The sequence below is a fragment of the Pseudomonas extremaustralis genome, assembly GCF_900102035.1.
GTDB classification, from domain to species: Bacteria; Pseudomonadota; Gammaproteobacteria; order Pseudomonadales; family Pseudomonadaceae; genus Aquipseudomonas; species Aquipseudomonas extremaustralis.
In genome coordinates this window covers 5652860-5675419 of record NZ_LT629689.1, presented here as the reverse complement: position 1 = coordinate 5675419, position 22560 = coordinate 5652860, and the positions used below count along the sequence as shown (strand labels likewise).

General features: G+C 56.3%; 11 protein-coding genes and 2 pseudogenes. 7 read left to right on the top strand and 6 right to left on the bottom strand.

Annotated elements, in window-relative coordinates; genetic code table 11:
• The first annotated feature begins 184 nt into the window (after positions 1 to 184).
• The 6 genes and pseudogenes from BLR63_RS26135 to istB all read left to right on the top strand — a co-directional run.
• The gene (locus BLR63_RS26135; RefSeq protein WP_010562372.1) at positions 185 to 802 is read left to right on the top strand and encodes a reverse transcriptase domain-containing protein; all 618 of its coding nucleotides are present in this window, start codon (positions 185 to 187) and stop codon (positions 800 to 802) included.
• A 294-nt stretch (positions 803 to 1096) separates the two neighbouring features.
• Positions 1097 to 1816, top strand: coding sequence for a recombinase family protein (locus BLR63_RS32010; RefSeq protein ID WP_231998118.1), 720 nt, complete (start codon positions 1097 to 1099; stop codon positions 1814 to 1816).
• Positions 1817 to 1972: 156 nt separating this feature from the next.
• Positions 1973 to 2809 carry a zinc ribbon domain-containing protein gene (locus tag BLR63_RS32005; protein WP_231998117.1) on the top strand — a complete coding sequence of 279 codons (837 nt, stop codon included), beginning with the start codon at positions 1973 to 1975 and terminating at the stop codon, positions 2807 to 2809.
• Between the two features lie 7 nt (positions 2810 to 2816).
• Entirely contained in the window at positions 2817 to 3143 is a 327-nt protein-coding gene (locus BLR63_RS26125; protein ID WP_042946279.1) for a reverse transcriptase domain-containing protein, read from the top strand.
• Positions 3144 to 3223: 80 nt separating this feature from the next.
• Positions 3224 to 4738 (top strand): IS21 family transposase, encoded by a 1515-nt coding sequence (gene istA / locus BLR63_RS26120; protein ID WP_010562371.1) that lies wholly within the window; start codon positions 3224 to 3226, stop codon positions 4736 to 4738.
• A 19-nt stretch (positions 4739 to 4757) separates the two neighbouring features.
• A pseudogene (gene istB, locus BLR63_RS26115) lies at positions 4758 to 5258 on the top strand (IS21-like element ISPsy14 family helper ATPase IstB); the annotation flags it as partial.
• A gap of 86 nt (positions 5259 to 5344) precedes the next feature.
• Here istB and BLR63_RS26110 read toward each other — a convergent pair.
• The 3 genes from BLR63_RS26110 to BLR63_RS31380 are packed head-to-tail and all read right to left on the bottom strand — an operon-like array spanning position 5345 to position 8557.
• Positions 5345 to 6370: a tyrosine-type recombinase/integrase gene (locus tag BLR63_RS26110; protein ID WP_042946277.1), complete on the bottom strand. Its 1026-nt coding sequence runs from the start codon at positions 6368 to 6370 to the stop codon at positions 5345 to 5347.
• Positions 6367 to 7338 carry a tyrosine-type recombinase/integrase gene (locus BLR63_RS26105; protein WP_010562368.1) on the bottom strand — a complete coding sequence of 324 codons (972 nt, stop codon included), beginning with the start codon at positions 7336 to 7338 and terminating at the stop codon, positions 6367 to 6369. The genes BLR63_RS26110 and BLR63_RS26105 overlap by 4 nt, the downstream gene beginning before the upstream one ends.
• Positions 7325 to 8557, bottom strand: coding sequence for a tyrosine-type recombinase/integrase (locus BLR63_RS31380; RefSeq protein ID WP_042946276.1), 1233 nt, complete (start codon positions 8555 to 8557; stop codon positions 7325 to 7327). The genes BLR63_RS26105 and BLR63_RS31380 overlap by 14 nt, the downstream gene beginning before the upstream one ends.
• 156 nt (positions 8558 to 8713) lie before the next feature.
• Between BLR63_RS31380 and BLR63_RS26090 the strand changes: the two are divergent.
• Positions 8714 to 8977, top strand: a pseudogene (locus BLR63_RS26090) (ATP-binding protein); the annotation flags it as partial.
• A gap of 406 nt (positions 8978 to 9383) precedes the next feature.
• On the opposite strand, the gene BLR63_RS26085 reads toward BLR63_RS26090, so the two are convergent.
• From BLR63_RS26085 to BLR63_RS26075, 3 genes are all read right to left on the bottom strand, one after another.
• The gene (locus BLR63_RS26085; RefSeq protein WP_010562364.1) at positions 9384 to 10823 is read right to left on the bottom strand and encodes a hypothetical protein; all 1440 of its coding nucleotides are present in this window, start codon (positions 10821 to 10823) and stop codon (positions 9384 to 9386) included.
• Positions 10823 to 15859 (bottom strand): AAA domain-containing protein, encoded by a 5037-nt coding sequence (locus BLR63_RS26080; protein WP_010562363.1) that lies wholly within the window; start codon positions 15857 to 15859, stop codon positions 10823 to 10825. The genes BLR63_RS26085 and BLR63_RS26080 overlap by 1 nt, the downstream gene beginning before the upstream one ends.
• 437 nt (positions 15860 to 16296) lie before the next feature.
• Complete coding sequence (locus tag BLR63_RS26075) at positions 16297 to 22560, bottom strand: DEAD/DEAH box helicase (RefSeq protein ID WP_010562362.1); 6264 nt, start codon at positions 22558 to 22560, stop codon at positions 16297 to 16299.

The window sequence follows — 22560 nt, the reverse complement described above, 5'->3', positions numbered from 1 at the left end:
TAAGGCAGCAAGAACCTGAGCCAAGCCATTTTGGGGAACGTGAGAACCTATCCTCGGCACGTATCGCAGGGATAGGGACGGACTCACCCGTAGTAGTGACGAAGGGCCTGTAATGGGACTGGAGCGAAGGGGTGGGGATCACTTTCGTTGTGCAGGACACAACTCGAACGAGGATGACGTTTTAGTGCAGCGAAAAGCATTCGAAATACCGAAGTCGCTGGTGTGGATGGCATATCAAGATGTACGTCGTAACCGTGGTGCGCCGGGCTGTGATGGTCAGACGCTCACGGACTTTGGTCGGCAACGAGATCAAAACCTTTACCGCATCTGGAACCGGTTGTGCTCAGGATCGTATTTCCCGCCATCTGTGCGGGAAAAACGCATTCCGAAAGACAACGGCAAGGAACGCATCCTTGGCATCCCAACTGTTTCTGATCGGGTAGCCCAAGGCGCGGTGAAAAGATACGTGGAGGCTGTGATCGATCCGATTTTCCATGCTGACTCGTATGGGTATAGACCAGGGAGATCGGCCCACGACGCTCTGCGTCAGTGTTCCATTCGGTGCCGACGCAAGAACTGGGTACTGGAAGTGGACATAAGTGCGTTCTTTGACCACGTTGGGCATGACCTGATCATCAAGGCTCTGGAGCATCATCAGATGACGAATTGGGTGATCTTGTACTGTCGACGCTGGCTACAAGCGTCGATGCGGAGTGAGGCGGGGTTGCTTCAGGAGCGTGGACGGGGAACACCTCAAGGAGGTGTTATTACGCCGGCAACAACAGAGCAAACTCTCGGATAAAATGGGGGCTGCGCATTGCCAGGGACAGTTTCGCCCCAAGGCATGCAGGATGCCCCGACGTCGAGATTGCTCTCGTCATTGAGGGCATTACCCCCACTGATGGGAGACTTCAGTCATGAGCCGAAAACCGCGTATCTGGCATATTCGTCTGGCTTTTGAGCCAAATCGGTTCTCTTGTGAGCAGCTCGAGAGGGCCTACGAGCAGCTTAAGCCGACAGAATCGCGGGCGTCCTCAGAATTGTCGCCATCCCAGCCCTCTGTGACAAAGCATCGTGCTGCCAAGCGAGGTGAGCAATGAGCCAGACGGTGATGGTGGCGCTCTACGCCCGCGTGTCCTCTGACCAACATGCTAAACGCGGCACGATTGAAAGCCAGATTGCCGCGTTGACAGAGCGGATCGTGGCTGATGGAGCCCAGGTTGCTGAAGACATGCGCTTTGTCGATGTCGGCGTCAGCGGCGCGACGCTGATTCGCCCACAATTGGAACGGCTCAGAGACCGCGCTGCACTTGGCTTGGTCGATCGTCTCTACGTTCTGTCCCCAGACCGGCTGTCGCGAAAATATGCTCATCAGGCATTGCTGATGGAAGAGCTATCGGCGTGTGGCGTGCAGGTTGTGTTTCTCAATCATGCCATTGGCGTCATGCCGGAGGAGTCGTTGCTGTTGCAAATGCAGGGCATGATCGCGGAATATGAACGTGCCAAAATCATGGAGCGCAATCGTCGCGGCAAGCTTCATGCGTCCAAACGCGGCAGCATCAATGTGCTTTCGACTGCGCCCTACGGTTATCGCTACATTCGTAAGCAACTTGATGGAGCACCCGCACAGTACGTCATCGAATTGCCACAAGCGGCGACGGTCAGAGCCATATTTCAGTGGATTGGGATGGAGCGACTGAGCATCGGCGAAGTGGTACGGCGCCTTGGGGCAACAGGCACCTTAACCGCCTCAGGTAAACCGTACTGGGATCGCAGTACCGTGTGGGGGATATTGCAAAATCCAGCCTACATGTGACGAGCTGCTTTCGGCAAAACACAGACGCGTGATCGTTTACCTCGGATACGCGCACAACGCCACAGTGCCGAGGTGCCCAGGAAGGGGTATTCAACCGTACGTACGGATCCAGGTCAGTGGGTCGAGATATCTGTACCGGCAATCGTCAGCGAAGGATTGTTTCAGTCTGTTCAAGAGCAGCTTGCCGAGAATCGCAGAGCACGTCAGCGCAGTCATGGTGCGGTCTATTTGCTTCAGGGCTTGACCGTTTGCGGCCATTGTCACTACGCCTATTACGGTAAAAAGGTCAGCAAGGCAGCGGCCAAAGGCCAACGCCGGGACTATGCCTATTATCGTTGCATTGGAACCGATGCCTACCGCTTTGGTGGCGAACGCGTCTGTGACAATCAGCAAATACGAACGGATCGTCTCGATGAACTGGTCTGGCAGCAGGTTGTTGAACTGCTCGCGCACCCTGGAAGGCTAAAGAATGAATATGAACGCCGGCTGGGTGTCCTCGAAGAAAAAGAACAAACAAATCCTGATACCGCAGCGCTGGAACGACAACGACTGCAGCTGGATAAAGGCAAGTCGCGGCTCATCGATAGTTATGCCGAGGGTATGATCGACAAAACGGACTTTGATCCGAAGATGCGGAACTTGAAGCGCCGCCTGGAACAGCTTGATCAGCAGATTCAGGACTCACGGCGTCATCAGGTGGGTCAGCGCGAGTTGTTTCTCGTCATTAATCGTCTCGAAGAGTTTGCCGCGGCTGCCCATGACCGATTGGGCGCACTGGATTTCGTCACAAAACGCGAGATCATCCGCAGCCTGGTCAAGCGTGTCGAAATTCATAAGGACGAAATTTTGGTGGTGTTCCGGATTGATCCGGATCCCGGGTTCAACGCCAGCGTGACGTCGACTGGCTCAGGCACCGGAGAGAAAAGTATGCAAGAACGTACGCGGCGTAATTTCGCCCTTGTTAGCCAATTTATTCCTGCATTATGCCTTTGATCGCTGGATGGATAGGACGCATCGCGGTGTGCCGTTCGAACGGTATGCTGACGATATTGTTATTCACTGCACAAGGATGAGCGAGGCTGTTCGTATCAGGGAAAGTCTGACGCAACGGATGGGTGAAGTGGGCCTAACTATCAACGAAGAAAAGTCGAAGATTGTCTACATCGACATATTCGAGCGGCACAATGTCGCCACGAGCTTCACTTTTCTCGGTTATGACTTCAAGGTGCGGATTCCACGGCCATCCGGCCACCTATTCCATGAACATCCGGCCACTGATTCCACGGTGATCCGGCCACCCGTTCCACGCTCATCCGGCCACCCTTAAAGCAGGCAGCAACGCAGGATTAATTCACTACCATCGACCTCTTTTATCGAAGCAGAGAGGTCGTCGTGGAGCGGTTATCCATGCGTAAGATTCGAGAAGTGCTACGTCTCAAATTCGAGGTCGGCCTATCTGCCCGCCAGGTCGCTGTCAGCTTGCAAGTGGGTCGAGCCAGCGTCGGTGAGTACCTCAATCGCTTTGCTGCCAGCGGCCTGACTTGGCCGTCTGCGCTAACGGACGCCGAGTTGCAACGGCGGCTTTTTCCACCGCCGCCCGCCGTTCCCAGCGATCAGCGTCCGATGCCCGACTGGGCATGGGTTCACGCCGAGTTGCGCCGCTCCGGCGTCACCCTGGCCCTGCTTTGGCAAGAGTATCGACTCGCCCATCCGCAAGGCTTCCAGTACAGCTGGTTCTGCGAGCACTACCGCCTCTGGGCTGCCAAGGTCGATGTGGTCATGCGCCAGGAGCACCGTGCGGGCGAAAAGCTGTTTGTCGATTACGCCGGCCAGACGGTGCCGGTCATTGATCGGCGAACCGGCGAGATCCGCCAGACGCAGATCTTCGTCGCCGTCCTCGGCGCGTCCAGCTATACCTTCGCCGAGGCCACCTGGTCGCAGAAACTGCCCGACTGGCTGGGCTCGCACGTACGCTGCTTCGCCTTTCTCGGCGGTACATCGCAGATCCTGGTACCGGACAATCTGCGCAGCGGCGTTACCAAAGCGCATCGCTACGAGCCGGACATCAACCCCAGTTACCGCGATCTCGCCGAGCATTACGGCGTAGCCGTGCTACCCGCGCGCTCGCGTAAACCCAAGGACAAAGCCAAGGTTGAAGTCGGCGTACAGGTAGTCGAGCGGTGGATCCTGGCGGTGCTGCGCAACCGCCAGTTCTTCTCCTTGGGCGAACTCAACACAGCCATCGCGCTGCTGCTGGATCGCCTCAATCAGAAGCCCTTCAAGAAGCTGCCCGGCTCACGCCGCTCGGCCTTCGAGACCATTGACCAACCCGCACTGCAACCGCTACCAGAACATCCGTATGTCTACGCCGAATGGAAAAAGGTGCGGGTGCACATCGACTACCACGTCGAGGTCGAGGGCCATTACTACTCGGTGCCGTACCAGCTGGTGAAGCACCAACTCGAAGTGCGGCTAACCGCTAAGACCGTCGAGTGCTTCCACGCCAACCAGCGGGTGGCCAGCCATGTGCGCTCGCCGCACAAAGGCCGCCACACCACCCAAACCGAGCACATGCCCAAAAGTCACCGCGAACATGCCGAATGGACGCCGCAGCGACTGATCCACTGGGCTGAGCAGACCGGGCCGAACACCGCAGGTGTAATCGCCTACATCCTCGAACGCCGAATCCATCCGCAGCACGGCTTCCGCGCCTGCCTGGGGATCCTGCGCCTGAGCAAACAGCACGGCGAAGAGCGGCTGGAAGCCGCTTGCCAGCGAGCGCTGGCACTGGGCGCGTGCAGCTACAAAAGCCTGGAATCGATCCTGCGCCAAGGGCTGGAACGGCTGCCGCTTGCCCAGCAAAACCTGCCGTTACTGCCCGAAGAACACATCAATCTGCGCGGCCCTGGCTACTACCACTGACTGAAAAAGGAGCACCAACATGCTGCCCAACCCGACACTCGACAAGCTACAAACCCTGCGCCTGCACGGCATGATCAAGGCGCTTGGCGAACAACACGCAACGCCTGACATCAACGATCTCAGCTTCGACGAACGCCTCGGTCTGATGGTCGACCGCGAGCTGACCGAGCGCGAAGACGCCCGCCTGACTACTCGCCTCAAAGCCGCACGACTGCGCCATAACGCCTGCCTGGAAGACATCGACTACCGCAGCCCGCGCGGCCTGGACAAATCTCTGATCCTGCAACTGGGCAGCGGCCAGTGGCTGCGCGACGGCCTGAACCTGATCATCGGCGGCCCAACTGGCGTGGGCAAAACCTGGCTCGCCTGCGCGCTGGCTCACAAGGCCTGCCGCGACGGTTACAGCGTGCGTTATCTGCGCTTGCCGCGCTTGATGGAAGAACTAGGCCTGGCCCACGGCGACGGGCGCTTCGCGAAACTGATGGCGGGTTATGCCAAGACCGACCTCCTGATCCTGGACTTATGTTACGCACCTCGTTATGTGGAGTTGAGCAGTAAACATGGCGCGCTGCGCCGACTCCAGCCGCCCGAACTCCACATAACCACTCACAGCCGTTTCAGCCAATCGACCACATCGACCGCAGCCGGCGACAGATGGCCGGCACGTGGCGGTGCCAGTACTTCGGGGAACACCTGGGCAAGCGCTTGGCGCTTGATATCCAAATCCACCCGGGCATAGACCATGGTGGTGTTCAGCGTCGCATGGCCCAGCCACTGGCTAATGGTGGCGAAGTCAACGCCAGCCTTGAGCAAATGAACCGCTGTGGCGTGTCGAAGCGAATGCGGATGAAGTCGCTTCTCTCGCATGGTGTTGGCCACCGGTGTACCCGCGGCCACATATTTCTTGAGGAGGTAGCGAACACCGAACCGCGTGAGTTTGGCACCGTGTCGGTTGGTGAACAGAAACGCCTCCGGCGTTAGGGTCTGTACCGACTGCTGAGCCAGTTCCCGCAACAACCCCGCGGTATGCGGCCAGATGGGACATAAACGAATCTTCCCGCCCTTGCCACGCAGACGTACTTGGTGCGGTGGCTCGGTTCTCACGTCGCGTACCTGCAGATCGAGTACCTCCTGCACGCGCGCACCGGTATTGAACATCAGTGCAAACAACGCATAGTCGCGCCGCCCCGAGTTGGTAGTGCGATCAATGCTATTGAGCATCGCGTCGACTTCGTCAGCCTCGAAATACGCCATGGGTACGCTTCGGGCGCCGCGCTTGAACGGCAGCCCAAGTACCCGCTGCAGCTCGGCTAGATGCTCCGGGTGTTCGCTGGCCAGGAATCGGGCAAAGGTATGGATAGCGGCCAGCCGTGCATTGCGCGTCGCGACACCATTGTGACGCTCCTGTTCCAGATGCGTCAGGAATTGGCTGACTCGATCTGCCGTAAAATCGTCGAGGTCCAAATCCTCGACGCCTCGTTTGCTGCGAGCTGAGGCAAATCGCAAGTACAGCACGACAGCATCGCGATAACTGCGAATCGTGTGCAGGCTCATGCCACGGAGCTCGGGCAGGTATTCCCGGAAGAAGTGCGTGATGCAATTACCAAGCGAGTTGGGCCGAGCGGGCTTCATGGCGCACCTCCAACAATCAAATGGCCGAAGTGGTCTTGGAAGCGATCACTGGCCGCTGCCGCAATATCCGGCATCCAGCGCAGGTAATAAGCGGTAGAGACAATCGACACGTGTCCCATATACAGCGCTAGTTTCGGTAAGTTGGATTGCACATCGGCGCCTTGCCGATACCAACGCAGCAGTGCCTGAACGGCAAAGCTATGCCGAAAGTCATGAATCCGCGGCCGTCGACCATCGCTACTGTGAACATCTGCCGTTTGGAATAGCGTTTGGATGCCACGGCTTATTCCTGTCCCCGTATAGCCGCGCAAGCCTCTGGCGCAGTTGCACAGCAAGGGAGAATTCGGCGTGATGCTGAAGGGCGGCGCCAGCCGCTGCTTGAGATAGGCGCGCAGTTCACGATGGGCGTCCTGCGATAGTGGAACGAAGCGGGACTTGTGGAACTTCGATTCGCGGATATGCAATACGCCTTGCGCCGAGTCGGCATCGGCTAGGGTCAGCCGTAGCAGTTCGCCGCGACGTAATCCTGCCGTATAGAGGAGCACGACGGCCAGCCGCAGGACCGCTGGCCGCAGAGGCGACGTGGGCACCGGACCTAATTGCTCCGCAGCCGCGAGCATACTCGCGACCTCGCTCGAACCGAAGATGACGGGGGTGACAGCGGGACAGGGTCGTGGGAAGTGGTTGGGGTCGGGTACAAAGCACTGCGGTTCGGTGCGCTGTCGATACAGGCAAAAATTGCGCACGATGCGCTGCCGGTTGCGTCGCACCGTGCTGCTAAGCCCGGCGAGCGTGTTGCACCACTCAAGGAAGCGATCGTAGTCCAGATCTGTACCTGTCGCCGCCACCAGGAACCGGCGGACCGACGTGAGGACACGCTCTTCATTTTCATAAGCTCGACCAAGCGATCGCTGAAGTTGCAGATAGCGCGCAATGCTCAGGTCGAGTGCGGTCTCAGTGGAGAACATGGTGATCCCCCTTTTGCGCAGCATGCCGGCATGGAAGGGGTAGTGCCACGTCACGTAACGACTCGGTTTGCAGCCGAAGGTAAACGCAAGTGCTTTCCAGCGAGCGATGCCCAAGCAGATCGCCGATCGCCTTGACGCCTACACCGCGCTCAAGCAGTCGCATGGCGAAGGCGTGGCGCAGGCAATAGGAAGAGCTGCCACCGAGCGACAGTCCGCTTTGCCGCGCGCGCTTCTCGTAGAGTTCGCAGACCGCATAATGCTGTATCGGAGCCAGCGGTGTTCTTACCCGCAGGAACAATTCCGGCCAAGTGCTGCTAGGCCGACCGCAATGCAAATATCGCTTGAGCAGGCTCAGCGTTGGATCGGATAGCGGCAGGATCAAGATCGAGCGGGTCTTACGCTGATCGACACGCAACGTCCGGGCTGTCCAATCTATCGATGCCACGGTGAGCGCCACGATCTCCGATGGCCGCAATCCGTAGTAAGCCATCAAGTGCAGGATGGCGTAGTCGCGCCAACCGGCTTTGCTGTTGCGATCGACTGACTGCAATAGTTGCTGCACCAAATGCCAGGCAATAGCACGCGGCGGGGCTTCATCGCGATAGGTGCGCGGCGTGTCGATCATATAGAGACGTTCCTGAATATAGCCGTGGTCGAAACAGTAGCGGAGAAAGGCACGCAATCTGGCGATAGGATGCTGCAGGCTCTGGCGCTTCATCAGTTGGCCCTTGGTAATGACAAACTGTTCTACGGCTGGCGCCGACAGATCCAGAAGCGCCGCCTCATGTGGCACGGACTGCGTCAGAAATTCGGCAATGGTCGAGATATGTTGACTTACCGTTGGCGGCGCCAAGCCGCGAACCTCAATGAGGTGATGGCGGTATACCTTGAGTAGCGGGACAAACCGATCGACATCGGGTTCTATGGTCAGAAGCCTGCGAGCAGCCAGAAAGCGTTCAAAGGCACACCGGGTTGCACGGTATTGAGGTCGAGTTCGCACCGAAGTGAATATCGTATCGAGTTGGTGTACCGAGAAATTGGCATCCGGTGCGATCGATTCGATGCGTTCAAGCACCAGTTTAAGTCTGTGAACGTGATGGCAAGTGGGACCGCGTGCGTAGCCGACGGACGTTAGCCAGTCCGCAAAGCCTTCGAACCAGCAGCCAGCGGGCGATTCGACATAGCGTCGATGTGTCTTGGGGAAGATTCGAGAGAGCATGATGTTCTCCATTGCGTTCGATGGAGAAATCCACGTTACCCCTGGGACTCGTTATGTTGAGTACGGACACTCCAAAGTCAGACCAATGGCGGGCTGAAAGCCGCTACTCCACATAACGAGGTGCGTAACATAAGTCCAGTAATGTTGAGCTCAACATTATTGGACGACTGGGGCCTGGCGCCGTTTACCGCTGCGCAACGGCGCGACATGCTTGAACTGCTGGACGACCGCTACGGCAACCGCTCGACGCTGGTGACCAGCCAAATGCCGGTGGACAAATGGCATGCGCTGATCGGCGATCCGACCTTGGGCGATGCGATCCTCGACCGGCTGGTGCACAACGCTTATCGGATCGAACTGAAGGGCGAATCGATGCGCAGACGCGCAACGAAATTGACGGCGACAGAGACTTCAGACTAACAATGCAAACCTGCGTCGCTGCGCTCCGACTGCCCGGCCGGATGACCGTGGAATAGGTGGCCGGATGTTGGTGGACTGAGTGGCCGGATGGCGTGGAATGCCCATGCAAGACCGCAATTTGGGAAATTGCACACCACTTGACCAGGCATTTGCGTTCGACTTGACCACCCGCTTAGCGAGTTATTGGAGGACTACAGCAGCGCTACGGGGGTGGGCACTACCTGGGGTGTGCCATCAATGATGCACATCCATCCCCAAGTCCTGAGCGCCGACCCCAAGCCATCGCGGCGAGGGGGCTAACAAAATGTTCGCAATCATCTGGTGTACGCAAAAGCAGCCGACCCACGGGTCGAAAGATCGACGCCTCTACCCTCCACTACTGCCAGTGTCTCTACGTTCGTAGCGCTCAGGTCGCAGGTGGTTCGAAGCTGCCGAGGAAACGCGGTGTATTACCTGTGACGTACTCGCCCATCGTGCGGTTGATGAGGTTTTCAACATTAAGGATCTTGGCGGGATCCTCGGTGATGAAACCAAAGGGTATCGGCACTGGGGACAACGCCGGCAAAATTAAATGGTAAACCACGACCGCGCATTTGCCGTGAATGACGATTGCCTCAAGCGGCGCCAGTTGCTCTGACTCAACAAAGCCACAAAGCAGCAGTCTAGCCTTATTGCAATCTGCTTTTGCGCGCTTGATCGCCGGCCAATCGTCACTGGCAGAAACCGGGATAAGCATTTTGGCGTCGAATACAAGTTTTCCATCATTCGCGCCTCCCTTGCTTTTTGTTTTTGATAAATCAGAAAATGCACTGCACATCTGCTCATGCCTGGCCGAGCGTCCCCAGAGCTCATGTGAAGCCGGAGCCATCCAGGACAGGCTGATCGGAGCAGCGTGGGATTCACTCTGAACTGCTTTCTGATGTTTGCGCAGCACGGAAAAAACTCTGTCCCAGTTTTGCTGCAGCTGTAGCGATCCAAAAAGTCGCAGCCCGGAAGACTCTCTAACCTGTGCAACGGCACTCGCGCTGTAGTACAGGGCAGAAAGGTCCAGACCATTTGAAGACACGAAGTCGTAGGCGTCCGAATCGCCCAGGATGTCGGCGAGCTGCAGAACCTGATCGAGGTTTTCTCTGCCCAGCATTCGGCTCAACTGCTCCGTACGCTGACGCATGTAGATCTCGTTTTCCCGCAGCCCTTCCTTCGCGACAAAGCGTACCAGCCGAGAGTCGGCATCAAGGCTGACGCGCTCTTCTATTTTCTCCCAACCGTCTCTTACTTTTTGCACACCCGCAACTTTGTAGAGCTCCGGCGGCCCAGCATCCTGCGACTGCCCACCCAGGTGTCCAGCCCGATGAATGTCGTAGATTTGCCGCATGAAGGCACCGACGGCCTTCGTACCTGACTCAGAGAGCGTATCGCTGGGTGCCTGCAATTCCAGGCACCTTTTAGAATCTGCATCCCCTAGACTTTTCCCCAGGCATGTAAACGTTAGGAGATCAAACACGAACATCTGCTCGCGCTCTTCCTTGCGTTTCACAATCGGTGACTCATGGTTGCCTGCGAACAAGCTACGGCCCTTATCCGTCAACTCTATTCGTCCATCCGGGCGCGTTTTAAGCTCGCCCGTTTGTAAAAAAGGTGTGATTGCAAAACTCAGCTCTTGAGCTGTAAACCCAAAATAATTGCCGATTTCAGCTGGCAGCAGCGCTGAAATCTTGAGCAGTCGCAGAAGAAATTCCGGTACAACCGGTAACCCCCCTTTGTCCACAAGGGTGTACTCGATACGGAACTGTTGCGCAGGGACCACGACGTCCAGCTCGAATAGAACAACTGGGTTAAGCTCCATCAGACAACCCTCCTGGCCGGCGTCACTGGTTTGATGCAATAGTTGATCGTGTCCTGTTTCGTCTGGATAAAGCTGGCTACGTGACCTAATGGAAGCCTCGCGTTCCTACCGCTCCACATTTTCAAACTGCCTACGATGACCAACCGCTCCATCGCGCGTGACATCGCGACGTTGATACGATTCGGGGTCGCCAGAAAGCCAGGTGATTGATCCGCTTTGGCCCGGGTCAGTGAGACGATGATTATGTTGTTTTCTTTACCCTGATAACTGTCGACGGTCTCGATTTTTACGAGCTTGCGGAACTCCTCCGACCAGTTTTTCTCGGCAAACCTCTTTCTCACCAGTTTCCTCTGGTCGAGATACATGCAGATGACCCCGATTGGGGGCTCTTGCGATTCGGCCATCTCCTTAGCCATGCCCGCACAAAATTCGGTGTCCTCTGCGATTTCTTCCAGCAGTCGGATGATCGCGTCCGCTTCAGCACTGTTGGACAGGCTCAGCGTGCCGCTGTCGTAGGCTTTTTTGCCTAACTCGCTGGTGTCGACCCAAGTGACCACATGTGACAGGCACTCGGGCACGTTTTGCGAAAAATAGGCAGGACTTGGTCTGTAGCCGTTCTCAAGGTCAATGTCGTAGAAGATCTCGTTAACTAGATCGCCAATCGCTGGGAGCATTCGATACTGCGTATTGAGCGTCGCCCGTGTGGCACGACCATACGGGGATTGGAACACTCGCTCGAAGTCGCTTCGCATGACCTGCTGGAATTCGGCTGAGCTCGTGGTGACACCCAGGGAACGGGCAATGGCTGCCTTATGTTCTTCCTCATACGTAGGGCGCAGCTGGTTGTGGTCGCCGACTAGCAGGACCCGAGAGCCCACCTGCATGGCGATCGCCAATTCACTCGGCGCCGATCGAGCAGCTTCGTCGATGATGACCCAGTCGAAGTGGGTTTCTGAAAGCTTGAGATGTTGCAGCCCAATACCCACGCACGTTCCGCAAACCAATGTCCTGGACCGCATCAGGAACTCATCATAATTGGCCCTGTTGCTCGACAGACGCTCAACGTACTCCTGAGAAAGCTGAATCAGGTCAAGGCAGTGTTTAAACTCTGGGGGCCTAACTCCATGAACGGTTTGGACATGGTCATAGACGCGCTCCAGTAATTCTTGGGGAGTGCTTTCGCCCTCAACCAGTTCGCCAAGAAACAAGGTGGCATTCAGATTCAGCTCGCCCATCAGAGAGGACTTCAGCGTCTGCAACGCCCTTCGATCTGCCCCGTTGCCCTTTTGTGCACGCTGAATTTCCTCGTCCAGCTTTTTCAACGACCGAACCAAGTGGAACACTCGCTGATTCACATCCACCATCGTCTGGACGAAAGCTTTGCCCAAACCCAACGACGAAGCCATGGAACCCACGCGTTCCTTCAGCTCAGCGCTAAACCCATTTCTCTGACGGTCGACAATGTTGCGAGAATAAACGTCCAGGAGCTCCTCAGAAACAACCTGGTCGCGGTTGCTGAAGCGTACAACGTTGAGCTCGGTGTTCAGTCGACGGCAGTGCGCGCGGATCCGTTCTGCTGCAGTATTCACAGCCTCATGAGACTGGCTGACAAGAAGGATGTTTCGCACTCCGACCTTGCTGATCAGGTAATGGATGAAGGCCGCGATGAACTCAGTTTTACCTGTCCCTGGAGGTCCCTGCAAAAGGCCTACTGGCCCTGTAGTGATGAGCTGCGTGAACGCGGCGCGCTGGGCTTCGTTCAGCCCGATGACCGTACCACTCGCTGTGGTGCGTTCGTACACTGCAAAGTCCGAAACGGTAGGCTCTTCAGCATACCCCCTTGGTGCCAGCTTGCATTTCTCGTCGAAGTAATCCATCAAATCAGGCAGCACTGACTGCCGGTTCAGGATCCGCTCCATCGCACCACGACGACGCGTCATTGATGTCTTGTTCTGCTGACTTTGGATGAACAACTGGGAGCCTGCCTGTACGCGTTTTGAACGACTGGAGGCAGGGACATAGACTGCATCACGCACGCTCATGCCCAGGTTGATCTCACCGATATCAATGTCCTTCTCCCCGTCCCGGAGGATCAGCCGGATGTTGTCTCCCGCTTCAAACCCCTCAAGGGCCTTTGCATCCATAGAGTAGGGAATCAAAAGGCCTACGCCATCCTTGTGAAAGTGCGGCTCTTCGGAAACACGGAAAGAAGGCTGGGCCTCAAGCTCGGTGGAGGTGATGGTTTTCCATATTTGACTGACAGGGAAACTGCGCAACTTTACAGCTTCTAGCTGCGCCTCATCTATGGCAAGCCCGTTGTCCTCGTCCTCACCGGTAATCGAGTCCGCAACACTTTCACCGTCCTCAATCGCCGCTTGCTTACGCACTTCGGCGTCATGCACCTGTGCGGCTAAGCTTAGAAATGCCTCGTCTTTGGCCAGAAGCTTGGTCAGCTCATAGACATTGACGCTGGTACCGCCCGAGACGCTGAACCGAGCCTCTATGTGGTGGTTTGCCTGACGCGCCAGATAAGCCGGAACGCGCATCTCCTGATTGGCTTTGAACGCATTTACAAAATGCCTGGAAGCAGGATCGAACTCAGCCGTCAATTGCCCTCCGACACCCGCGAACGTCACCTCAAGGGCTTTGGTGGGGGCTCTTTGGTAGGGCTTCACGACAACAAATACTTTCCCGTTGTCCGGCAGGATCTCAAATGCCTCGCCACTTCTGTTGCGTAGAACGACAGAGACGGTTTCGATCGTTTTTGCAGGTGCGAAAGCGGCCTCCAAAGCGTCCTTAAAACGGTCCAAAGAAAGAAAGCCCGATTCTGTATCCATTTCGTGCGCAACGGCTGCTCTCAGGACGGGAATATCCTTCTGCGACGGCGCGTCCCAGTCCATGTCCAGGAGCTCAAACACCATTCGCATCACAGCGAAGTTGTCTCGCTCTGCTGGTGTGCAGTTTTCCAATACGGGGCTGTAGCGGGTGTTGACCGGTGATGTACCTGAAGCCGAGAAATCTGGACAGTCGAGCAGGTAGACCTGGGTGTTTTCAGGGGCCGAACCGACATTTACTTTAACGTTGTGTGGATGCAGATCGCCGTGACTCAATTGCTGGCCATGCAAACCATCAACTGCGTCGATTAGCCCATGGGCGACGACGATACGGGTCTCAACCGACAACCCCTTCAGCTCATCCCAGTGCTCACCGTCGATATGCTCCTGAGCCAGGAATGGGTTGCCGCTGCGATCGTAACCAAAGTGTTCAATTTTTGGCAAAAAGGTAAAACCGCTGCCCTTCAGTTGCTCCAGGACTTCGAAGAAAGCCATCAACATCGGCCCTTGACCGTCCTTGGGATCCCGGGCGTTGATTGACGGCCACGATTTCACGACCAAGGGGCCCGATCGGTAGATCAGTTTCTCAGCCGTGTCGGTGATAGGCTCGTCGTCCTCCCGGTACGCGGAGCTCAGTCGTAGATCGGTAGAGAAAACGTCAAGTCGCCGGTTATCAAATTCAAAGCTTGCGGAGTTATCCGGTGTGGAGTCGCTCAATGCCTGCTGAAATGCGCTGGCGTGATCGAATCGCTCCTTCGGATCATTCTGCAACGCTTGTACGAGCACCTTGGCAGGCCAGTCTTCTGATGACTCAACCTGAGCTTGAACACCCGCAACGTAGGCGACGTCGAGCTTCAGAGGCATTGGCCTGGCCTGAAGCAGATGCCAACCCATCAGCCCGAGCGCGAAGACATCACGACGAAATGGCGTGCTGCCTTCCATCGCGGTGTTCTGGTCTTCAGGGAGCGCGATAGCACCGATGCTCAGCAAAGTACGCAAATCGCCGAGAGTACCTACAGGCTGATAGTAGGCGCTGATGAAGTTGGAAAGAGCGATCGATGACGATGGAGAGAACCACACGCTGTGGTCACCCAGATCACGGTGAGCAATTTTGAATCCATGCAGCCCAGCAAATTGAGCCAGAAGGATTTTAAAAAGCTGGACGCGCTCATGCGCAGTCATCCGCTCTACAAAACGGTTTATGAACTCGTTTAGACGGTAATGCCCGTCGGGCATTTCAAGCAACTCGGCATATTGCTCGGTGACACTGTCGGGGCTGGTATTACGCTTCGGGCGAGCGCAGCGATTCATCAATTCCTGATCTCGCCGACGCAGGTGGACCATTACATCCCTCTCGCGCGAGAGGATTCGGTATCGTCCTTCAGCCGTTCGAGCACGGGTGTCATCGAGCTTCGAAAAGTCCCATAGACGGACCATCGCACGGTCATCCTTGTTGTGGATATTGACCGCGTCGTACTCTCGGTAGACGTCTGTTGGGTGCGTGAATACCGCTTGCGACTGCGCACGGTAGTCGTCGACAACAAGCTCTTTGGGCTTTACCGTTCCTTCATTGATGATGCCGTCGAAGAAGCCGAAATGCTCGTTCAAGCCGATATTCGAGCGCGCGTTGAATCGGTCTTTAAACCGCTTAGGATCGGCCATTTCCAGAAAGTCGTCCAGCACCATGACGTGCTGCATCTCGACCTCGGGAAGATTCAAAGTGCATTTTCCGGTGAGCACAACGCAGAAGTCGATCCAAGGCTCTTTCCCGCCAGGCAGCCGAGACTTGAGACCCTTGATTCGTTTCCTCAACTCATATGTTTTCCTACGGGTTTTGTCTACCGGGGATACTTCTGTTTCCTTCCCGTCCTGGTGCCATTTACCGCCGTGGTTGGTGATCTCACCGCGCCAGTGCTTAAGTTCGACAACAAGAACGAGGCTGTGGGTAACGATGACGAGGTCGAACTCCCCGTCTGCCCCCCGCGAGTTCGCGAAACGAAAACCTGCGTAGCCGCGCCAAGGCCATACGCCATGGCCTGCCTCAGGCTTCTTCAATTGTTTCAGAACGTCAAACGACTTCCCTTTCGTAGAGCCTGCCACCGGTTCCGGAGGAAGCTCTTTGGGCCCAAATGCTTTGGCCATCTTGTCGATAGCGTCGATCTCAAAAGAAAGGAGACCTCCTTCCCAATAGCGTACGTCCATGCAATCCCCGAAACGTTTTTATGATGGAGTCAATCTGCCATACGTTAATGGAAATGGCGGCGCACTGAAATGTAAGATCGGGTGATTTAGCGATTTGGGATCCGTTTTTTTGGGATCCGCCCAACCTACAGTCTTCGCTTTCTTGCGACTCACTTCAACTTAACCCGCGCTCAAAGCTCGGCGTCTTGACGATGTCAACGGCTAACTGCGCCACGATCCCTTCACTCCCCACTGACGGGCTAAGCGATCGCTAGATCCGGCAACTGACCATCCCTAGGGCCGTCTGCTCTTGGCTGACTTTTGCCTTTCGCCACCGTTTGCTTTGGGTCGATTCCAGCCAGTAAGGAGATCATGCGCACTGGTCAAGTCGAATGCAAAAGGGTGGTCAAGTCCATGCAATTACCCACAATTCCGACCGCGCAGATATTTAGTAACAATCAATCAATGACGCAACTGATATAAGTCGGCCACTCTCCCCCCTGATGCATATGCGCATTTGAATATTTTTCAATCATCTGCCTGGCCTGTTCGTGGTGTGAGGTACCGAAGTCGAAATTCATTTGATCCCTATATGGCATGCGGCCTCTCCAGTAGCCCATACCCTGATCCAGCAAAATCTTGCTGACCCTACCCGACGCCCAGCTCACCGTGATAACCCGGCAGTGAAGCAAGTCACGGGGGCTGCTCATGATGTTGATGTTGATGTTCGGGACGATATCAAACTGGCTCTTGAGCCAGAGCTCGAGAATGGCCTGCTGATTATCCGCCCGCATCCAATCATGGCTGAGCAGATAACTTGGCTGGTTACCGCTCGGCGCCAGAGTTTGTACTGATAACGATTGCAGATAATCACTACGGAACAGTTCCAGGAAGCCGCTTAGCAGCATCAGAGACCACGGCGACTTCAGGTAGCGATCCGAGTAGCTGATGGACACTGCCTGATCATTGGTAATCAGGGTGGCCAGCTCCGGCATCTGGGCGTCGATCAGGGTAGTTAGGCGTCTTCTCAGAGTGTTGACTGGGCCATCGAGCTGCGAGGTGATTTCAACAATGCGCGCTCCCTGCTTGCGTTGGTTCCAGCCACTGCTGTCGATGGTATTTCCTGGCACTGCTGCCATCAGTCTGCTGGTGACCCAGACCACATCAGAATGACCTTGTAGCCAATCGCCCCCGGGAACTCCAACACTGTTCATGCTGCTATACAGGCTTCCGACGCCTGCTTGAGATGACAACTGGGCAATCAGGTGGGGAGCTTGCAGATTTGTAGCATCCAGCTCGAGTAGCTCAACGCCCAAACGTGCAAGCAATGCTAGGGTTTCCTTTTGCTCGGCACTCAACAAAGCGGAATCGGTAATGCCGATCCTGACTTTGAGCCGCTCGGCGATTGCCCAGGTAAGCACCTGCTCCCTAAAACGTGGATGGTCGAGATCCCAGTTCACATGGTCGCCGTGTAGACACACTAGGATCGATCCTGTTTGATCACGGCGATCCAACGAACTAACGGCGAAACTCAGCTCACGCAGCGGGCCAACGGAGCAGTGGCGAGCGCCATGGATGTTTACGAATACATCTGGAAGCCCAAGGTGTTCAACCAGTTGAGACTCACTCAGCCATTGCAGCGCCAGTTTGCGGTCCAGTTCCTCGCGCTCGACACGGCTATCTTGGCTGGCTAGGCAATGCGAGCAGACATTCTCGCAGTCGACTGGGCAGCGCAGGCGCTCCAGCGCCTTATTCAGTAGCAGAGCGAGATCGCTCAGGCCGGCCAGAACGAAACCGGCACCACCGCTGACTTCATCGAACAACTGGATGACGGAGCGCCCTTGCCTGCTGTCTCTGTCGCGATCCAAACGATAGCTGAAACCCATCTCTCCGCTGGCAATACCGAGTCGGTCGGCGATCACATCGCGCATGGCGACGCCGATAGTCGCGGCGATCAGACGCCCCTTGATTGAGTCAAGTAGCCATTCTCCAGTGAGTGGGTTCCTGAGGAATATTTCCAATACATCGGTGCGAATCTGATAACCAAGATGCAGACCAGCCTTGACCGCTTCGCCCGAACAATCTCTCTCCTTGCGGCTGCCGGCAACTCCGCCAACCGGGCGGTGGGCTTTATCGGGCTGCAAATCCTTAGGCACTTCGCCCGAGGCGAGGATGGACTCGGCACGTCCACAGGTCATGCAGACGGCATAACCTTTTTCATGTTCGCCGGATGAGTGATGGAAAACACTGCCTTCATGACCAAAGCGCACAAAGCCGCAGCGTTCATCAGGCAGCGCAATGCTTTCTCCAATCAGCTGGATGCGCGGTCGCTCGACGCGGATGAACTTTTGCGAAGTGACGTCGTTGGTGGTTTCCTCGTAAAAGTCGGTTACGAAGCCGCCCGGACGAAGCACCATGCGGCGCTCGCTGGATGGAATCGGCGTCGTGCAATGCGAGCAGCACAGCCCTGCGTCGTTTGCATAGGCGTTTTCGATCACCCCAGTGCTACCGCACTCCGAGCAGCGCCAGGCGATATCGAACTTTTGTGCCTCGTTGACCTGTCCATCAGCATGCCACTGCAGGCTGACACCGGCGGAACGATAGACGCGTCCATCGATCACTACCTGTGCGCCGGGAGCATATTCACGAATTGCGATATTCAAGCTGCGTGATGGCATTTCCTTGTTGTCGAAGATGCTGTCTTCGCGACTAGCATCCTCTTTTCTATGTTGATGCAAGAAGTCTTCGACATTGTAAGTTTTGAGGCTCACTACATCCGTAGGAAAGCCATATCCAGGCAGGAATGCAGAGGACGCCAGATAGCGAAGCAGGTACTCATTCTCGTGGCGCTGTTTTTCCAGTGCCAGTGCCTTCTTGTAAGGCCCGTCGCTGGCGGCCTGAAGCTTCTGATTAATATTACGATACTCACCTAACCAGCGTTCCTCGAGATCGTGCAACGCCAGTCGGGCTCCACCAGTGATTGAGCTGAGCGAGCGGCCCTCCAAACAGGTGCCACGCACCAGTTGCTTCACCGGACTACCATATTCCTCGGCGCTCGCCGTTAGCCAGGCCTTGAAGTGTTGGCAGGGCGAGTCGTCCGGGGCGAAAAACCAGTGCAGGGTAAGCTTGGTACGATCGCCATCATTGCTGCTGTGCATGCGCAGGAATAACGCCAGCAACATAGAGTTGACATGCCGCTGCACAATACGCGCTGAGCTGAGCGTAATGATTGGGGCCGGAATGGCGGTTACGAACGGCCACTTAGGATTGGCGAAGGCTCGCTGATTATGTGGGTCGGCCTTGCAAAGCGTATAGGCAATAGCCCGCGCTTCCTTGCGTCGTCCGGCCCGGCCGGCGCGCTGCAGATAGTTGGCTGGATGTGGCGGTAGGTTATTCATCACCACGGCGGAAATGCCGCCGATATCCACCCCCATCTCCATGGTGGTGGAGCAATTCAGCGCGTTGATGTCGCCACGCTTGAACTCCTCAACATAGTTATCCAGCCGTTTTGCCGACTGTTGGGCCGAGTGTTCAGCTGTCCGATAGTAAAAACCACCCTCGACTGTACGGTCGCTGATATCAGTCCACAGTGACTCCTGACGTAACTGGGCAATTATTGGATCTTTTGCGACCAATTGACGGATCTGCATTTGCTTGCGCAATGGGCTGCCATCGTCCTTGAGACTACTAAAAGCTGGTAGCTGGATCTTTTGGCAACGGTAATCCTGGCTCTGTATTTTTTGCGGCAGATAGGGCGTCAGACCACGGAAGGTGGTGTCGAAGATACGCCGAGTCAGCGGGCAGACCCAGCCCTCGGTAGGCAGCGAGAAGGTAAGAGTTTCCAGGCGCAGACGATGGCCAGTATCGGAGGCCTCCAGAATGCCTGCACTGACTAGTGCCGTCCATGCCGCCTCTAGCCAGCTGTTGATCTTGTCGGCATCCGCACTCAGGTTGCGATCAAGGCCGGTTGCCAGCTCGAGCAGCTTGATCAGACGATTCGGCGTCCCAGGCTTGATCTGTGGCCATTTTCTGATGGTGTTGCTTTCCTGCACGTCCTCCCTCTTAGGCGAATAGAGCGCCTTTGGGCTGAAGCGGCTGCCCATCCAGCGACGCATTTTGGTTTCCATTGGGATGAACGTGTTTTCCCGGACGTAGAAATCGAGGGCCACTTTCAGGAAATCGCGCCAGTCTTCCGGTGTCAGAGAGCTTCTGGGATCATTAGCATCGCCTTCTGCGAGAGTGGCCCGAGTATCGACCCACAGCGGCGGAGGCGCCGAAACCTTGTTCAACCCCTGGTAGCCAACCTTGACTAGCCCCAGCGTTTCTGTACTGTTTTGATTCTTGGGCCGCCGGGCGTATTCGCGCGCCAGCAGTAAACGCGCCATAGTCAGACCGCCTTCATAGCCATCAAATAACGCCGGATTGGCATAGCGGTTGTAGCGCAAAATGAATTGGTCAATATCCTTCGCTGCTGCAATGGTTTGGGCCATCTGCTGCCAGGGAATAACTCTGGCCGGGCTTACCAGAGAGGCGCCGCTCTGCAAAAGCTCAGCTTTTTTACGCAGATCTGCCGCCGTACCGGCCAAGCCCTGTTTTTCCAGGCTGTCTGCTAGAACGAGCATTTCTGCAGGACTGCCGCTAGGAGTGTCTTTGGGAGCGGCGTCGACCTTGGCTTGCTCATTTCGCAGACTTTCGAACACCAGCCCCCGTAGCCGTGAACGCTCTGCCTCCTGCTGCATTCTGACTGCCATTCGCGCCGTGCCCTGGCGGCTGTCAGTGAAGGTGATCAGCTTGCGTCCGCGCCCCGGCAGTTCCTCGGGGGAACGGCCATTGCAATCTTCCTTGTCAGGATCGGGGCAGAATTCCAGAACCGTCGGTACGGCGTTGGCAACATAGAAGGGCGCACCGAGGTATGCCTTGCGTATAAAATCGTTGGTGCCAAATGATGAGTGATCGCAATTGCTGCAGCAGGAGTTTGCCTCCTCTACCAACACGATGCCGATATTGCGGGTAGCGTTCACGCCACCCAACTTCTGACTTTCGAGGTCCAAGTTGTACGAGAAATAGGGGTCGTGTGCTGCCTGCATCCCAGCAATGATCAGCCCCTTACTGCCGGCGTCGATTCTTGCCACTTCGGCAGGTGAGTCCTCGCCGCCCTGTTCGTGGTTGAGAGCGAACTCGTCACCCGCATAGGGACTAGGCTGGTGCAACTCACCGTTGCGATCCTCGGCCAGAAGGTGAGGTGTCTTGCAGTCATCACAGAAACCCAACTCATACACCGGGGCATGGCACTCGCAGCGTGCTCGCTGGTTCACATATACGTTACCGAACAACCAGTCCTGCAGATGACTGGATTTCGCTCTGCACTGTGGGTCGACACAAGCCCAGAGGCCATGAAGCATGCGCTGGAACAGGTGAACCCGAAGCTTGAGAAACGGAGGCTGGCTTTTATCCGGGTGAGTACCGGTCATGGTGTCGAGCCAGTCGAGCACCTCCCGCTGCTGTTCGAGCCGGGTGCCTCCCTGCAAATGCCCAGCAACCTCAGCTATCAGGTCGTTAAGGTCAAGTGGCGTGAGAGCGGTGATCACGACGTGACGCAGGCGCCGAGCAATGTTGCTCTGGCACAATGCCTCAAAGCGCGTAGGAGATACTTCGGCGTCCGGATCGATATCGCAGATGGTCGTAAGGGCGATGTCTTCGCCTGGCGAGTCGAACGCAAGATCTGGCCAAAAGCGCGAGCCGCCTATGACCTCAACCTGATCAAGTGCAACACCTGCAAGGTTTGCCAGATAGTGTTTCAGTCGCTCTTCGGCATCAGCGCCAGCTATAGTGGCCGAGGTAGCGATGAAACGAATTTGCTCGGACTGCATTCCAAAAGCCTGGACTACCCGGCGAAGCAATAGGGACAGTTCGGCTGCTTGGGAACCCACGTAGGTATGAGCCTCGTCGAGGACGATCCAGCGTAGTGACTGTTGCTGCTTCGAGATCTCCAGAATCGGGCTGTCGACCTGGCGTACCAGCATGTACTCCAGCATAGTGGCGTTGGTCATCAGGATGGGAGCGGGCTCCCTGCGTAGCAGTTCCCGCGACAGGATCTGATTGGGCTTCTGTTGCTGTTCCTTGCGGACTTTGTCGGCGCGCTCTTCGGTCTTGCCGTTGTAAAGGCAGAAGCGGATGTTATCGCTGTACTTGCGAGTCCAGGCGTCAAGGCGCTCCTGCTGGGAGTTGATCAGGGCATTGAGTGGGTAGAGGAATAGAGCGCGGACGCCCACCAGGGCTGCCGCACTGCACTCATGCTCGCGAACCAGATCTTCTAGGATCGGCACCATGAAACATTCGGTCTTGCCCGAGCCGGTGCCGGTAGTGATGACGGCCGAGCGCGGTTTTTCGTCGCGCAGGGTACGCCAAGCCTGCACTTGGTGAACGTAGGGATGTGCAGTTCTCGGGAACTGGTAAGCCGGCGCATTCTCCAATGTATCAAGCAGGCAGGATGACAGTAGCTGCTCATCCTGCAGATCCTGCAGGCGCAGCTTGGACTCCTTCCAGCCAAAAGTGTGCTCGAACACTGGTGGGGCCAGGAAACAACCGTCGGCCCCAAGCTCGTTCACCATACTTTGACTCAGATGCTGACGAAGGCCCGGATGATTGATGCCCAGAACACCCAGCGTCGCCTCGCGGGTACGTTCAAGGCTTTGCTGAATCAAATCCCTAAAAAAATGCAT